Genomic DNA, 14646 nt, shown 5'->3' on the forward strand with positions numbered 1-14646 from the left:
GGCGGCGCGTCAGTCCTCCGTCGCCGTACGGGCCCCGGAAGCCGAAGCGGAAGCCGAACCCGAAGCGGAAGCCGAAGCCGAAGCCGAAGCCGAAGCAGGAGCAGGAGCGCCGTCCCGGCGGCGCAGGTACAGCGCCGTGCCGAGCGACCCCGCCGCGATCGCCACGATCGCCCACTCCGGGGCCGAGCCCACCCGCGTCGCCAGCGTCTCGTCCGTACGCAGCGGGACCTCCGCCGTCAGCACCTCGCGGCGCCACGGGCCCGTCTCGTCGACCGTCTCGCCGTCCGGCGTGACGATCGCGCTGATGCCCGTCGTGGAGGCGACCAGCGTCGAGCGGTCGTGCTCGACGGCCCGCAGCCGCGACATCGCGAGCTGCTGCTCGGGCTCGCCGAGGTTGCCGTCGCGCATGTAGGTGGCGTTGTTGGTGGGTACGGCCAGCAGGTTGGCCCCCGTACGCACCTGGTCGCGGACCTGGCCGTCGTACGCGACCTCGTAGCAGATCGACTCCGCCAGGCGCACGGCCCCGGCGTCCAGCCGCACCGCCTCCTCGCCCGGCTCGAAGTCGCGCGGGATGAGCTGGAGGTCGCCGAAGCCGCCGAGCAGCGAGCGCATCGGGATGTACTCGCCGAAGGGCACGAGCTGCCGCTTGGCGTAGTACTCACCGGGGCCGCTGCCCGGGAGCCAGAGGAGGCCGGCGTTGCGGATGCGGTCGCCGGGGGCGTCGAGGATCGCGCCGACGACGACGGGGGCGCCGAGGTCGTCCACGACCTGGGAGATCCGGGCGCTGAGGACGGGGTCGTTGCGCGGGTCGCGGTCGGTGGCGTTCTCCGGCCACAGCACCAGGTCCGGCCGCTCCGCCCGGCCCGCCCTGACGTCCTCGACCAGCTCCTCGGTGGCCGCGATGTGGTTCTCCGCGACCATCTCGACCCGGGCCTGCTCCTCCAGGCTGCGCGCCCGCGGCACGTTGCCCTGCACCACGGCCACGGTCGCGCGCTCGTCGCCCGCGTCCCCGGCGCTCGGCAGCAGCAGCATCCCGCAGGCCCCCAGCGCGACCGACCCGGCGAGCGCGACCGCCGGCACCACGCGGTGCGCGGCGCGCGCGGTGACCAGCGCCGCGAGCGCGCCCGCGGTGAGCGCGACGACGGCGCTGACCAACGGGGCGCCGCCGGCCGAGGCCCAGCCGAGCGTCGGGGCGTCGGCCTGGCTGAAGGCCAGCCGGCCCCAGGGGAAGCCGCCCAGCGGCACCCGCGAGCGCACCGCCTCGACCGCCACCCACCAGGCCGCCGCCCACAGCCACCACAGCGGCAGCCGCACCAGCGGCGGCACGGCGAGGCAGAGGCCGCCGAGCATCAGCGCCTGGATGACGCTGAGCAGCAGCCACGGCAGGATGCCGAGGTTGGACAGCCACCACAGCAGGGGGACGAAGAAGGCGACGCCGAAGGCCGTGCCGAGCCAGAACGCGTCCCGCTTGCGGCGGGCGCCGCGCAGCAGCACGAAGAGCGCCGCGGGCGCGACGGCGGCCAGCGGCCACAGCCCGTACGGCGGGAAGGCGAGCGCGAGCAGCACCCCGGCGACCGCGGCCAGCGCGGGCGGGAACCACGCCCGGCGGCTGAACGCCGCCAGCCACGGCGCCCGCTGCCCCACGGCGGCGGCCCACGCCACGGTGGCCTGCGGGGCCTCTCCGCCGCCCGCGGGGGCGGCTGTCGTACGCGGTGGTGCGGCGGTCACGGAGCCTCCAGGATGTGCTCGTCTGCGGGCGCCGCGGGTGCCTGGCGCTCGCGTGTGGGTCCGGCATCCGCACGCCGCCCATCCGTATTCTCGCCCCGGCACCCCCCTCGCGCGCCAGTGAGGTTCGCCTCCCGGCGCCGCCGGGCCCCGCGAAGCCCCCGCGCGTACGTCCGGAAGCGGCCCGGCTACCAGGCCCCGACGTGCGCCAGCGCCGTCGTGGCGTACCCGCGTACGGTCTCGTCCGCGTCGTCCGCCGCTGCCCGCATCCCCTCGGTGAACATCCTCCGCCCCTGCGGGGTGATCTCGCACACCACGGGACCGTCCACCGACCACCGGCCCGCGCCGCCGTTCGTGAGGCGGACCAGGTGCCGCGCTGTCATGCGGCGCACCCGATCGGGCCGGTCCTCCGCCAGCAGGTCCAGCAGGGGGCGGAGCATCACGGTGTCGCCCAGGACGGCGAGCGCCGGGGCGACCCAGTCGACGGCCGGGATCAGCGGGTAGAAGTCCGGGCGGTGGAGTTCCCGCCAGGACGCCGGCGCGCGCAGCAGCCCGTCGAGGAAGTCCCGGGCCTCCTCGCCGCCGGTGTCGGCGAGCGCGAACATCAGGGCGCTGACGTAGTACGACCGCTCCACCCGGGGATGGTCCGTCTCCGACCGGATCGCCGCGATCAGCGGGGCGACCGCGCGCGGGTCGCGCAGCGTCGACAGCACGCGCGCGGCGTCCTCGCGGACGGACAGCTTGCGATGCCGCAGCGCCGCGACGTACTTCTCGACGGGATGCGTCCTGCGGTAGTCCGCCTCGCCTTCCGCGGTGAGTTCGCGGTGCCGCCGCCAGCAGTCGTCGCAGGCTTCCCGGACGACGGTGGAGCCGACCCGGCCCGGCGCACCCACGTAGAACGGGGACAGCACCCCGGGCGGCGGCGCCTTCGTGACCCCGCCCGGGACGCGTCTGCGGCAGGCGTCGCACCAGGGGGCGGTGTGCTTGTCGCCACCCGCCAGGGCCGTACGGAGCTTCTTCCACCAGTTCACCGGGCCGGCCTCCTCGGGGAGATGGGGCCGCGGGGAAGCGTAGGCCGCCGGTCCGCGGAAGGCGAGGGGGCGGCCCGCGGCGGGGGGCGCGCAGACTTCCCTCGCGTACCGACTGCCGAGCCGGGGTGAGGTTAGGTTAACCTAAGCTCCCGTGAGAGCCGGAGAGAGCACGCCCACCGCCGCGGGAGCCCGCGGGCACGCCCTGTCCGCCGCCGACGTCACCGTGGCGTACGACGGCGTCGACGTCGTCCACGACGCCTCGCTGCGGCTGCGGCCCGGGGAGGTGACCGTCCTCGTCGGGCCCAACGGCAGCGGCAAGTCGACCCTGCTGCGCACCCTCGCGCGGCTCCAACGGGCCCGCCGCGCCAGCCTCGTCATCGACGACGAGACCGACGGGTTCGCGATGTCCACCCGGCACTTCGCCCGGCACGTCGCGCTGCTCACGCAGGGGCGGCCCACGCCCAGCGGGCTGACGGTCCGCGACGTGGTGGAGTTCGGCCGCTACCCGTACCGCGGCCGCTGGGGCGCCTCCGACCCCGGCGGGCGCGCGGCCGTCGACCGGGCGCTGGCGATGACCGGCGTCACTGAACTCGCCGAGCGCGGCGCCGAGCACCTGTCCGGCGGGCAGTTGCAGCGCGTCTGGCTGGCCGGCTGTCTCGCGCAGGACACCGGCGTGCTGCTGCTCGACGAGCCGACCAACCACCTCGATCTGCGCTACCAGGTCGAACTCCTCGACCTGGTACGCGACCTGGCCGACGACCACCGCATCGCGGTGGGCGCCGTCCTGCACGACCTCGACCAGGCGGCGGCCGTCGCCGACCGCATGGTCCTGCTCGACGACGGCCGCATCGTCGGCGACGGCCGCCCGGAGGACGTCCTGCTGCCCGAACTGCTCAGCCGGGCGTACGGAATCCGCATCGACGTCGACGACGACCCCCTGACGGGCCGGCTGCGCACCCGCGCGATCGGCCGGCACCACAAGCGAAGCGAAAGGCTCAGCACCTCCTCATGACACGCCTCCTGCTGACCGCGGCGGTCGCCACCGCCGCGACGCTCACCCTGGCCGCCTGCGGCACCACCGAAGACGCCGCGGACGACGACGACAAGGGCGGCGCCGGCAAGGGCGCCGCGCAGCCGATCACCCTGACGGACTCCACCGGCAAGAAGGTGACGCTCGAAGACGGGCCCGCCACCAAGGTGGTCGGCACCGAGTGGAACGTGGTCGAGAACCTCGTGTCGCTGGGCGTCGACCCCGTCGGCGTCGCCGACGTCAAGGGCTACAACACCTGGGACTCCGCGGTCCCGCTCACCAACGAGCCCGAGGACATCGGCACCCGCGGCGAGCCGAGCATCGACACCATCGCCTCGCTCAACCCCGACCTGATCATCGCCACCAGCGACCTGCCCGAGTCGGCCGTCAAGCAGTTGAGCGAGCGCACCCCGGTGCTCACCCTCCGCTCCGCGGACGCCTCCGACCCCGTCGGCCAGATGACCGAGAACCTCGACCTCATCGCGAAGGCCACCGGCACGACCGACCGGGCCGAGAAGCTGAAGAAGGACTTCGACACCAAGCTCGACGAGGGCAGGAAGGCGCTCGACGACGCCGGCCTGGGCGGCGGGAAGGTCGCCTTCGCCGACGGCTACGTCGTCTCCAACCAGGTCTCCATCCGCCCCTTCACCAGCGGCTCCCTGCTCGGCGGCGTCAATGAGCGGCTGGGCCTGGAGAACGCCTGGGACGTCAAGGGCGACAAGGACTACGGCCTCGGCTCGACCGACGTCGAGGGTCTGACGAAGCTCCCCGAGGACACGCAGTTCGTGTACATCGGCAACGACAAGGACGAGGCCAGCACCCCGTTCACCGGCGAGCTGAAGGACGACTCCGTCTGGAAGTCGCTGCCGTTCGTCAAGGCGGGCGACGTCCACCGGCTGGACGACGGCATCTGGATGTTCGGCAGCGTCGAATCCATGAACCAGTACGTCGACGCACTCGTCGGCGCGCTGACGAAGTAGCCGGTGGCCCCGATGGCCGTCACCGCCCCGGCCACCGCCACCGCGCCCGCCCCGCCGCCGACCGTACGGTCGCGGACGGGCGCGGCGGCGGTGGCCGCCGGAATCGCGCTGCTGGTCGCGGTCCTCGCGGTCGTCGACCTCACCCAGGGCACCTCGGACGCGGGCACCGCCGAGGTCTGGAAGGCGCTCACCGGCCGGGCGGACTCGACCGACTCCTCCGTCGTCATCGCGTCCCGGCTGCCCCGGATGGTCGCGGGCCTGGTCGTCGGCGCGGCGCTGGCGATCGCCGGCACCGCCCTCCAGGCGGTCAGCCGCAACGTGCTGGCCTCGCCGGACACGCTCGCCGTCAACGCCGGTTCGTACGCCGCGCTGGGGCTGGCCGCCGCCACCGGGGTGTCGCTGCCGCTGCTGGCGTCCTCCGGCATCGCGTTCGCGGGCGGGCTCGCCGCCGCGGCGGTGGTGCTCGGGCTCTCGGGCCTGGGCACGGGCACCGTACGGCTGGTGCTCGCCGGCAGCGCGCTGACGCTCGGGCTGTACGCGGTCACCGAGGGGATGCTGCTGCTCTTCCCCGAGGAGACGCAGGGCCTCTACGAGTGGCACCAGGGCAGCATCTCGCAGAGCGGCTGGGACGGCGTCACGCAGATGCTGCCGCTCGCCGTCGCCGGGCTCGCCGGGCTGCTGCTGCTCTCCCGGCGCATCGACGCCCTGGCGCTCGGCGACGACGCCGCCCGCGGCCTCGGCGTCCCGGTGCGCGCCACCCGCGTCACGGCGGTGCTGCTCGCGGTGCTGCTCGCCGCGGCGTCGGTGACGCTCGCGGGGCCGATCGGCTTCGTGGGGCTCTGCGCGCCCGCGCTGGTGCGGTCGGTCGCCCGCAGGTTCCGCACGTACGGCAAGACGCGGGCGGGCATTCCGCTGGCGGCGCTGCTGGGCATGGCGCTGGTGCTCGGCTCGGACGTGCTGCTGCGGGCCATGGTGCCCGCCGACACGGCGGTCTCCGTACCGACGGGCGTGGTCACGAGCCTCGTGGGCGCGGTGTTCCTCGTCGTGATGGCCGCCCGGCTGCGGGACACCGCGGGCGCGGCCGACACCGACAGGCTGAGCATCCGCAGCCACCGCACGTTCGTGGTCACCACGGCGTTGCTGGTGGCGGCGCTGGTCGCCGTCACGGTCGTCGCGCTGCTGGTCGGCGACACCAAGCTGCTCCTCGGCGACGTCGCCAACTGGCTCCAGGGCCGGGCGGGGCCGACCACCGACGTGGTCCTGGACACCCGCGTCCCGCGGGTGCTCGCCGCGCTGCTGGCCGGCGCCGCGCTCGCGCTCTCCGGCACGATCGTGCAGGCCGTGACGCGCAACCCGCTGGCCGAGCCGGGCGTGCTCGGCGTCTCCAACGGCGCCGCGCTCGGCGCGGTGCTGCTGGTGACGACGGTGTCGGTGCCCGGCTCGTGGGCCCTGTCGGCCGCCGCGCTCGGCGGCGCGGCGCTCACCTCGGTCGGGGTCTTCGGGCTCGCCGCCCGCGGCGGATTCCAGCAGAACCGGCTGGTGCTCGTCGGCATGGGCTTCGCGACCGCCTCGACGGCGCTGATCAGCCTGCTCATCGTGCTCACCGACCCGTTCAACGCGACGATGGCGCTGACCTGGCTCTCCGGCTCGACGTACGGGCGGACGCTGCCGGACGTGGTGCCGCTGGCGATCGTCCTGGTCGTGGGGCTCGCCATCGCGGCCGTACGCCGCCGGGAGCTGGACCTCGTCTCGCTGGACGAGGACACGCCGCGGCTGCTCGGCCTCGACCTCGGCCGCAGCCGGCTGTGGCTGCTGATCCTCAGCGTCGTGCTGGCCGGCACGGCGGTGTCGGCGGCGGGCACGATCGGGTTCGTCGGCCTGGTGGCGCCGCACGCGGCGCGGGCGCTGGTGGGCCGGCAGCACACCCGGGTGGTGCCGGTCGCGGTGCTGCTCGGCGCGGTGCTGGTGTGCACGGCCGACGTCATCGGCCGCTCGGTGATCGCCCCGGCGCAGCTCGGCGCGGGCCTGATGACGGCGGTCATCGGCACGCCGTACTTCCTCTACCTCCTGGTACGCAGCCGGGCCGCCCGGTAGCGCGCGCGACCCCTCCCCGGCCGCGTCGGGGAGGGGTCGCGCGCGGCGTCATCTCCGCGGCGGAGTCAGCTCCGCGGCGGCGGGCCGGAGTCCGGCCGCTCCGCCAGCTCCTTGATCCGCAGCAGGCGGGTCTCCCAGGCCCGGCCGATCCGGTCCAGCTCCCGGGCGAGCGCGTGGAGGCGGGCACCCACGGCCACGTACACGACCTCCCGGCCGCGCTGCTCCGACTCGACCAGACCGACCTCGCGCAGCACGTCGAGGTGCTTGCCGATGGCCTGCCGGCTGACCGGCATGACCCTGGCCAGCGCGGAGGCCGACATCGGGCCCTCGCCGAGACGGGTGAGTATCGTCCAGCGCGTCGGCTCGCCGAGCGCGGCACACACGACGGCGGGGCCGGCGGCCGCGGTCACGACCGGGGTGCCGCGGCGGCGGCCTTCTCGACGTAGCGCTTGCCGGCCGCCAGTTCCTCGGCCCAGCCCACGTCGTTGCCCTCGCGCTCCTTGAGCCACGCGGACCGCTCGTCGAAGAGGCGGGAGAAGCCGCTCTCCACGACCCGCAGCGTCACGCCGCCGGGGCGCTCGTCGATCCAGAACTCGACGAGGGTGGAGCCCTTGGCCCCCGGCTGGTTCCGGCCGGTGAGCCAGCGGAAGGCGGCGTAGCGCGGCTTGTCCAGCTCCACGGTGCTGAACCGGAACTCGCCGAGCCCGTCGCCGCGGACGACGGCCACGTCCCCGTCGTAGCTCAGGTCGGGCTCGGGGTCGACCTCGCCCTCGTTGATGTACCAGCCGGGGCGTACGACCAGGTCCCAGACCCGGTCGGCGGGGGCGTCGATGTCGATCTGGCGGGCGACCCGGTCAAGCTCCGCCAGCTCCGCGTCGGTGTACGCGATGTCGTTCACGGTTCCTCCTCGTGCGTCCATCTGCAACCGCAGCATTGCACATGAATCCCGTCTACTGCAACCACAGGGTTGCAGTGCGGGGGGTCACATCCGGCGCCGATGAGTTTGCGCGTGCCGCACCGTCTGCACGGACATGGACACACACACGCTGCACCTCCCCGGCGCCGACCTCGTCTACGACGTGCGCGGCCCCCTGCCCACCGCCGACGGCCGCCCCCCGCTGCTCCTCATCGGCCAGCCCATGGACGCCAGTGGCTTCCGCGCGCTGGCGGCGCAGTTCACGGACCGCACCGTCGTCACGTACGACCCCCGCGGCCTCGGCCGCAGCACCCGCAAGGACGGCCGGCACGACCACAGCCCGCAGACCCAGGCCGAGGACGTGCACGCCCTCATCGCCGCGCTGGGCGCGGGCCCGGTTGAGCTCTTCGGCAGCAGCGGCGGCGCGGTGACGGCGCTGGCGCTGGTGACCGCCTACCCGGAGGACGTGACCACGCTCGTGGCGCACGAGCCGCCGATCATCCCGGCGCTCCCCGACGCCGAGGCCGCGGAGCGGGCCCGGCAGGGCGTCACCGACGCGTACAACGCCAAGGGCTGGGGCACCGGCATGGCGGCGTTCATGGGACTCGGCGCCTGGCAGGGCGAGTTCACCGACGCCTACTTCGCGCAGCCCGCGCCCGACCCGGCGGCCTTCGGCATGCCCGCCGGCGACGACGGCAACCGCGACGACCCGCTGCTCTCCGACGCCTCCTGGGCCGTCAGCGGCTACCGCCCGGACCCGGCCGCGCTCGCCGCCGCGCCGACGCGCGTGGTCATCGCCGTGGGCGAGGAGTCCGGCGACACCTTCACGGCCCGTACGGCACGCGGCACGGCCGCGCTGCTCGGGCAGGAGGCGACGGTCTTCCCCAGCCACCACGGCGGCTTCCTCGACGCGGAATTCGGCTACGCGGGCCAACCGGAGGCGTTCGGCGCGAAGCTGCGGGAGGTCCTCGACGCGAGCGCGTGAGCAGACACCGCGCCATGTCCGTACGTCACTTACACCCCGCGGTGCGCCTCCCCCGCGCACCCCGCACCGATCACCTCCACCGCACCGGGACAGCCGCGGCGCGGGCCGGACACGGGGCCGGCCCGCGCCGCGGCGTATCAGTCTTCGCACCCGGCAGCGACCGCCGTACGCCCGTCGCGCCCCCGGCGCACCGGCGCACACCTCCCGGCGGCCCCACCGGCCGCGCCCGCCCCGCAGGTCACGCCCCCGTGCATACCGCCCGGACGGCCGGGTAACCGCCCGCTGACACCGCGCCGGGCGCCCCGCCCGGCCCCCGGAAGGGAGGATTCATGTCATCCGCGCCCCCGTCCGCCGACGAGTGGCGATGCGCCCGCGGCACTCCCGCCGGCCTCGGGGAGGCATGATGGGCATCTCCCGAAAGCTCCGGCCTCCGACCGCCGCGACCGGCGGCACGGCCGCCGCCGGCGAGCGGCCCGCGGAGCCGCCGGCCGGCGCACCGCCCGTGGCCCGGTGGGTGCGCGCGGCCGCGATGCTGGTCGCGTTCGCCCTGATGGTGGCGTTCGCCGTGGTGCTGGCGCGGCTGACGCTGGAGGGGTCGTCCGCCTCGGAGCCGGTGACGCACACGAACCTGCGCCCCGGCGACTCGATCCGCGACTACCTCACCCAGCCGGCGTTCGTCGACACCGTCCGGCAGCTCGGCGGCAACATCCTCCTCGGCGTGCCCTTCGGCCTGCTGCTGCCCGTGCTCGTGCCGCCCGCCCGGGGGCTGCTGCGGGTGGGACTGTGCACGGCGGCGGTGATGACGGCCGTCGAGGTGGTCCAGGGCACCTTCCTCACGGGCCGGGCGTTCGACATCGATGACGTCATCCTCAACACCACCGGGGCCTTCCTCGGCTATCTGTTCCTCGGCCGCCGCCTCGGCCGCGCCGTTCACCCGCCGCGCCGCCGCTGGTGGCACCGCATCTTCCGCGGGCCGCGCCCGGCCGGTTGAAGGGCCGGCGGCCCGCACGCGGTAGACAGGAACGGTCCACGGCGGCGTGCCCGGCGGGCGCGGAGAGAACGAAGAGCGGAGCATGGACCGATGAAGCGTGGGGTGCACGCACGGGGCAGATGGGCGAACGGGGCGCGCTACCGCGCCGCCCTGCGCCGTACCCCGGTGGCCCTCTGGGACGACGACATCAGCGACTGGGCCGCCGCCCTCACGTACTACGCCATACTCACGGTCCTGCCCACGCTCTTCGTCACCCTCACCGTCATCGGCCTCGCCGACCCCTCCGGCACCGAAGCCCTCATCGCCTACATCGCGGGGCTCGCCCCCACCGGCACCGACACCGCGCTCAACGACGCCCTCCACGACGTCACCCGCGGCCACTCCACCGCCTGGATCCTCACCAGCGTGGGCACGGCCAGCGCCGTCTGGTCGGCGTGCAGCTTCCTGTCCGTCTTCCGCCGCGCCCTGCACGCGATGTACGGCACCTCCGACAGCCGGCCCGTGCTGCGCCGCGCGCCCGCGATCCTGGCGATGGCGCTCCTGCTGCTGACGCTGCTGGTCTCCGCCGCGCTGACGCTCGTGGTCACCGGGCCCGGCATGCGGGCGCTGGGGCGGCCGCTGGGGATGGGCGAGCAGACGGCGGCGCTCTGGGACTTCCTGCGCTGGCCGTTCCTGGTCTTCGTGGCCGCGCTGCTGGTGCTGCTGCTCTTCCGCTCGGGGCCGCCGGAGTCGCGCGCCGTGTCGCACGCCGTGCCGGGCGGGCTGCTGGCGGGCGTGCTGTGGCTGCTGGCGTCGGTGGGGTTCGCGATGTACGCGTCGTACGCGGCGGGGACGTACAGCAGGCTGTACGGGTCACTCGCCGGGGTCGTCGTCTTCCTGATCTGGCTGTGGTTCTCGAACCTTGCGCTGCTGGCGGGCGCGCAGTTCAACGCGCTGCTCGCGCGCGGCGAGGGCACGCCGGAGGCCGCCCGCCCGCCGCGGCGCCCTGCGGTGCCTGCCGTACCGCGGTGAGGACCGCGGCGCCCTGAGGCGCCGGGCCGGGAGCCTGGTCAGCGGCGGGCCAGCCGGCGTTCGCCCGCCGCGCCCGACTCGTACTCCAGCTCGTAGTGCCGGAAGACCGCCGGCTCCTCCTCGAACGCCAGCTCCCCGTCCGTGTCGATCGACGGCGCGGACTTCACCCGGCCCTTGTCGTACGCGACGGTCACGTACCCGGGGCTGACGGACGCGCCCTCCAGCGGGACGAACACCAGCCGCTTGCGCCCCGGCACGCCCGCCTTGACGGTGGCGAACGACGGCATGTCCGTGCGGGTGTCGACGTAGACGGCCTCCATCTCGCCGATCTTGCCGCCGTCCGCGCCGCGGACCGCGTGGCCGCGCCACTCACGGATGTCGTGTGCCTCGATCATGCGGGCCTCCCGGGGGGATGCGTCAGCTCCTTGCCGGCCGGTAGACGGTCAGCGCTCTTTCGAGCTTATCCAGCTCAAACGCGGTCGGCGCGGGGACGACCTCCCCGTCGTAGGCCATCCGCGTGCCTTCCGGCAGCCCCGAGACGACGATCCGGCGCAGCCGGCCCGCCGCGTACAGCCGGGTCCTGGCCAGGCCGCCGGCCAGCGCCGTGGCCAGCAGCCGGGCCCGCGCGAAGTCCCCGGCGCGGGCGATGCGCACGTCCAGCACGCCGTCGGCGAGGTTGTCGCGGCGCACGGGCGCGATGCCCACGCTGTGGTACGCGCCCGACCCCGCGAAGAGCAGCCACACCTCCCGCCGCCGGCCGTTGATCCGCGCACTGATGGGTTGTGCCGTACGCATGACGCGCAGCACCGCCGCGACCGTGCCGAGCGGGCCGCGGAACGGCGGCGGGAAGTGCTCGCGCCGCCGCACCAGCTCGGGGTAGACGCCGAGGCTGAAGGTGTTCAGGAAGAGGGCCGGCGGGCCCGCGGGCTCCCGCGGGCGGAGCCGGCCGACGTCCACGGCGACGGCGCTGCCGTGCGTCACCGCCTCGCCGGCCTCGGCGATGCTCTCCACCCCGAGGTCGGTGGCGAAGTGGTTGAACGTGCCGCCCGGCAGCACCGCCAGCGGCACGCCGTGCCGCAGGGCCGCCTCCGCCGCCGCGGCCACCGTGCCGTCGCCGCCGCAGACGCCCAGGGCGCCGCCGTGCCGCGCCGCCTCCCGCGCCGCGGTGTCCAGCAACTCGGGCAGCGGTCCCGCCCCGGGTCCTGCCGGGGTGTCGGCGAGCGCCACCCGGGCCTCCGGCAGCACCGTCGCGAGCTGCTGCACCGGGTCGCCGAACTGCTGCGCGCCGGAGGCGGGGTTGACCACCACGTAGAGCCCGGCGCCCGCGGGCAGCGCGGGCGCCTCGGCGGGCGGCGGCGCCGGGTGGGTCCCGCGGGCGCGGGGCGGCGCCAGGCGGCGTACGACGAGCGCGGCGCCCAGCCCGAGCGCGGCCCCGGCGAGCACGTCGCTGGGGTAGTGGGCGCCGGTGTAGATCCGGGAGAAGGCGACCGACCACGCGACCGGCGCCAGGGCGGCGCCCCAGCGCGGGGACTCCATCGCGACGCCGCACGCGAAGGCGGCGGCGGAGGCGGTGTGTCCCGAGGGGAAGGACGAGGTGATCGGCTGGCGCGTGAGATGCCGGATGACGGGCACCGCGTCGAGCACCGGGCGGGCGCGGCGGAACGCGCCCTTGCCCGCGGTGTTCGCCGTCGCGGAGGCCAGCGCCAGCGAGCCGAGCCCGCGCAGCGCGGCACGCCGCCCGCGCGAGCCGCCGAGCGCGGCGACGGCCGCGGCGGTGCCGAACCACAGGACGCCGTGGTCGGCGGCGCGGCTCAGCCGCGGCAGCACCGGCTCGGCGCCGGGCCAGCGGGTCGCGGCGATCCGGGCGAAGAGGGCGTGGTCCGCCCGGCGCAGCCGCCGGGCCCCGGCGATCCCGGTCGCCTTCCGGCGCCGTACGCGGCCGGGGCGCACGGACCGCCCGCCCCGCCGCAGGCGCGCGCCCGCGCTCACGCCGGCTCGGTCAGTCCCTCGCGCAGGCGTCTGAGGATCGAGGAGAGCAGCCGGGACACGTGCATCTGCGAGATGCCGAGCTCGGCGCCGATCTCGCTCTGCGTCATCTCGGCGCCGAACCGCAGGTCGAGCACCTTGCGGTCGCGCTCCGGCAGCGCCTCGACCAGCGGTTTGAGCGACACCAGGTTCTCGACCTTCTCCAGGTCGGGGTCCGTGACCCCGGTGCGCCGCGCGAGGAAGGACTCGCCCTCCTCGTCGGCGGCGTGGTAGTCGAGGGACGACGTCTTGTACGCGTTGGCGGCGACCAGCCCCTCGACGACCTCGTCCGGGTCGAGACCGGTCTGCTCCGCGAGCTCCGCGACGCTCGGGCCGCGGCCCAGCGTCTGCTCCAGCCGCGCACTCGCCTTCGCCAGCGTCAGCCGCCGCTCCTGCATCCGCCGCGGCACCCGCACCGCCCAGGAGGTGTCGCGGAAGTGGCGCTTGATCTCGCCCATGATCGTGGGCAGCGCGAACGTGGGGAACTCGGTGCCCTCGCCGAGGTCGTAGCGGTTGATCGCCTTGATCAGACCGACGGTGCCGACCTGCACGACGTCCTCGCGGGACTCGCTGCGCAGCCTGAAGCGGCTGACGGCGTAGCGGACGAGCGCGAGGTTCAGCTCGACGAGGGTGTTGCGGACGTACGAGTAGGCGTACGTGCCCTCCTCCAGCTCCGCGAGCCGGGCGAAGAGGACCCGGGACAGGGCGCGCGCGTCGGCGGTACTCGCCTCGCGCAGCTCGGGCAGCGGCGGCAGGTCGAGGCCGGCGAGCGGGTCTGCGCCCGTGTCGGTGGCCGGGGCGGTGCCCGTCGCGGGGCCGGGGCCGGTGTCGCTTGCCGTGGCGTGGCCGGTCCCGGGCCCGTGGTCGCGCGTCACGAATGTCGTCATGGTGTCCCCCTGATGTGGACTTCTGCTCGACAGGCGTTGTGTGCAGCTACCCGTCATCACGGCGGCTATACCTGACCGTTACTTTGCATCCGTAACCAACGTGGTCCGACAACACCCCTTCCAGCTCGCATTTCCGCTCGTCCCTGGGCCATTTGCAGCACGCGTCAACGATCGGGGCGCGAGGGGCGCGCGGCGTCCGGGACCGCGCCGGGCGGCCAGCGCGCCCGCAGCGGCTCCGGCACGTGCTCCAGCGCCTCCCGCACACTGCGGTACGTGGCGATCACGTCGGTGCTGCCGGTCTGCTCCAGCAGGTACGTCACCCGCCGGCCGACGGCGGCGAGCAGCAGTTCGCCACCCTGCCGGCGCAGCAGCCAGCGCACCGCGAAGAGGCAGTTGAGGCCGCGGGAGTCGCAGAAGGTGAGCGTGGTGAGATCGAGGACGACGTAGCGGTGCCCGGAGTCCACGCACGACCCCACGGTGTCGAGGAAGAGCCGCTCGCCCCCGTGGTCCAGTTCGCCGCCGACGCGGATCACCGCGCACTGCGCGCTGGAGCTGAGCACGTGCAACGTCAGCCGGTGTGCCCTCATCGTCCCTCCCTCCCGCGGCCTCCGGTCCTGCGGCCTCCGGTCCCGCTGCTGCCTCCGGCGTCAGGTCACCACCGTTTGACGGTCCTGGACACCGTGTGCCCGACCGCGAGGTAGACGCAGGCGGCGATCCCGTAGTTGAGCAGGACCTGCCACCAGTCGGGGTCCACGGTGAACATGTCGCGGGACCAGCCCGCGAGCCAGCTCGCGATGTCGTGCACGAAGGCGACGAAGTCGTTCGAGCGGTTCGCGTCGAGGACGTACAGGAGTATCCACAGTCCGATCACGATCGCGGCCAGATCCGCGATCCCGGCGATCACCGCCGCCGCACTGGGTCTGCTTCTGTTCGGCATTCACGGCGTCTTGCCGAGTAACGAATCGGTAAAC

At 74.9% G+C, this 14646-nt stretch carries 15 protein-coding genes; 6 read left to right on the plus strand and 9 right to left on the minus strand.

The features are described from left to right. Window positions 1–9: 9 nt before the first annotated feature. Window positions 10–1728 carry an apolipoprotein N-acyltransferase gene (lnt, locus tag DMB38_RS15910; protein ID WP_240662286.1) on the minus strand — a complete coding sequence of 573 codons (1719 nt, stop codon included), beginning with the start codon at window positions 1726–1728 and terminating at the stop codon, window positions 10–12. 185 nt (window positions 1729–1913) lie between these two features. Continuing rightward, on the minus strand, window positions 1914–2756 hold the full coding sequence (locus DMB38_RS15915; protein ID WP_125935753.1) for a hypothetical protein: 843 nt from the start codon (window positions 2754–2756) through the stop codon (window positions 1914–1916). Window positions 2757–2907: 151 nt separating this feature from the next. On the opposite strand from DMB38_RS15915, the gene DMB38_RS15920 reads away from it, so the two are divergent. The 3 genes from DMB38_RS15920 to DMB38_RS15930 are packed head-to-tail and all read left to right on the plus strand — an operon-like array spanning window position 2908 to window position 6860. Next, window positions 2908–3768, plus strand: a complete 861-nt coding sequence (locus DMB38_RS15920) for an ABC transporter ATP-binding protein (RefSeq protein WP_125935754.1) — start codon at window positions 2908–2910, stop codon at window positions 3766–3768. Beyond that, on the plus strand, window positions 3765–4766 hold the full coding sequence (locus DMB38_RS15925; RefSeq protein WP_125935755.1) for an iron-siderophore ABC transporter substrate-binding protein: 1002 nt from the start codon (window positions 3765–3767) through the stop codon (window positions 4764–4766). Before DMB38_RS15920 ends, DMB38_RS15925 begins: the two co-directional genes overlap by 4 nt. A 12-nt stretch (window positions 4767–4778) precedes the next feature. Beyond that, window positions 4779–6860, plus strand: coding sequence for an iron ABC transporter permease (locus DMB38_RS15930; RefSeq protein WP_125935756.1), 2082 nt, complete (start codon window positions 4779–4781; stop codon window positions 6858–6860). Between the two features lie 65 nt (window positions 6861–6925). Here DMB38_RS15930 and DMB38_RS15935 read toward each other — a convergent pair whose 3' ends face one another. Both DMB38_RS15935 and DMB38_RS15940 read right to left on the minus strand, forming a co-directional pair. Continuing rightward, window positions 6926–7270 (minus strand): metalloregulator ArsR/SmtB family transcription factor, encoded by a 345-nt coding sequence (locus DMB38_RS15935; protein WP_125935757.1) that lies wholly within the window; start codon window positions 7268–7270, stop codon window positions 6926–6928. After that, window positions 7267–7758, minus strand: coding sequence for an SRPBCC domain-containing protein (locus DMB38_RS15940; protein WP_125935758.1), 492 nt, complete (start codon window positions 7756–7758; stop codon window positions 7267–7269). Before DMB38_RS15940 ends, DMB38_RS15935 begins: the two co-directional genes overlap by 4 nt. Before the next feature lie 133 nt (window positions 7759–7891). On the opposite strand from DMB38_RS15940, the gene DMB38_RS15945 reads away from it, so the two are divergent. The 3 genes from DMB38_RS15945 (at window position 7892) to DMB38_RS15955 (ending at window position 10763) form a co-directional block, all read left to right on the plus strand. Then, window positions 7892–8761 carry an alpha/beta hydrolase gene (locus DMB38_RS15945; protein WP_125935759.1) on the plus strand — a complete coding sequence of 290 codons (870 nt, stop codon included), beginning with the start codon at window positions 7892–7894 and terminating at the stop codon, window positions 8759–8761. A 403-nt stretch (window positions 8762–9164) separates the two neighbouring features. Next, window positions 9165–9752 carry a VanZ family protein gene (locus DMB38_RS15950; RefSeq protein ID WP_240662288.1) on the plus strand — a complete coding sequence of 196 codons (588 nt, stop codon included), beginning with the start codon at window positions 9165–9167 and terminating at the stop codon, window positions 9750–9752. Between the two features lie 90 nt (window positions 9753–9842). Further along, a complete protein-coding gene (locus tag DMB38_RS15955; RefSeq protein ID WP_125935760.1) occupies window positions 9843–10763 on the plus strand; it encodes a YihY/virulence factor BrkB family protein in 921 nt (306 codons plus the stop codon). Between the two features lie 38 nt (window positions 10764–10801). On the opposite strand, the gene DMB38_RS15960 is transcribed toward DMB38_RS15955, so the two are convergent. The 5 genes from DMB38_RS15960 to DMB38_RS15980 all read right to left on the minus strand — a co-directional run bounded on the left by DMB38_RS15960 (window position 10802) and on the right by DMB38_RS15980 (window position 14612). Then, complete coding sequence (locus DMB38_RS15960; RefSeq protein ID WP_125935761.1) at window positions 10802–11158, minus strand: PRC-barrel domain-containing protein; 357 nt, start codon at window positions 11156–11158, stop codon at window positions 10802–10804. A gap of 22 nt (window positions 11159–11180) precedes the next feature. After that, entirely contained in the window at window positions 11181–12674 is a 1494-nt protein-coding gene (locus DMB38_RS15965; protein ID WP_240662708.1) for a phosphatase PAP2 family protein, read from the minus strand. A 74-nt stretch (window positions 12675–12748) separates the two neighbouring features. Next, a complete protein-coding gene (locus DMB38_RS15970; RefSeq protein WP_125939069.1) occupies window positions 12749–13663 on the minus strand; it encodes a SigB/SigF/SigG family RNA polymerase sigma factor in 915 nt (304 codons plus the stop codon). Window positions 13664–13839: 176 nt separating this feature from the next. Beyond that, window positions 13840–14262, minus strand: coding sequence for an STAS domain-containing protein (locus DMB38_RS15975; protein WP_125935763.1), 423 nt, complete (start codon window positions 14260–14262; stop codon window positions 13840–13842). Between the two features lie 65 nt (window positions 14263–14327). Beyond that, window positions 14328–14612, minus strand: a complete 285-nt coding sequence (locus DMB38_RS15980) for a hypothetical protein (RefSeq protein ID WP_047016631.1) — start codon at window positions 14610–14612, stop codon at window positions 14328–14330. Between the last annotated feature and the right edge of the window lie 34 nt (window positions 14613–14646).

Origin of the sequence: Streptomyces sp. WAC 06738, assembly GCF_003945505.1 — a bacterium.
Lineage (GTDB): Bacteria > Actinomycetota > Actinomycetes > Streptomycetales > Streptomycetaceae > Streptomyces.

Excerpts from the sequence above, each read along its gene's own strand:
- DMB38_RS15950 (WP_240662288.1), top strand. The coding sequence starts at position 9,165 with ATGGGCATCTCCCGAAAGCTCCGGCCTCCGACCGCCGCGACCGGCGGC.
- DMB38_RS15980 (WP_047016631.1), bottom strand. The coding sequence starts at position 14,612 with ATGCCGAACAGAAGCAGACCCAGTGCGGCGGCGGTGATCGCCGGGATC.
- DMB38_RS15960 (WP_125935761.1), bottom strand. The coding sequence starts at position 11,158 with ATGATCGAGGCACACGACATCCGTGAGTGGCGCGGCCACGCGGTCCGC.
- DMB38_RS15945 (WP_125935759.1), top strand. The coding sequence starts at position 7,892 with ATGGACACACACACGCTGCACCTCCCCGGCGCCGACCTCGTCTACGAC.
- DMB38_RS15955 (WP_125935760.1), top strand. The coding sequence starts at position 9,843 with ATGAAGCGTGGGGTGCACGCACGGGGCAGATGGGCGAACGGGGCGCGC.
- DMB38_RS15975 (WP_125935763.1), bottom strand. The coding sequence starts at position 14,262 with ATGAGGGCACACCGGCTGACGTTGCACGTGCTCAGCTCCAGCGCGCAG.
- DMB38_RS15930 (WP_125935756.1), top strand. The coding sequence starts at position 4,779 with ATGGCCGTCACCGCCCCGGCCACCGCCACCGCGCCCGCCCCGCCGCCG.
- DMB38_RS15925 (WP_125935755.1), top strand. The coding sequence starts at position 3,765 with ATGACACGCCTCCTGCTGACCGCGGCGGTCGCCACCGCCGCGACGCTC.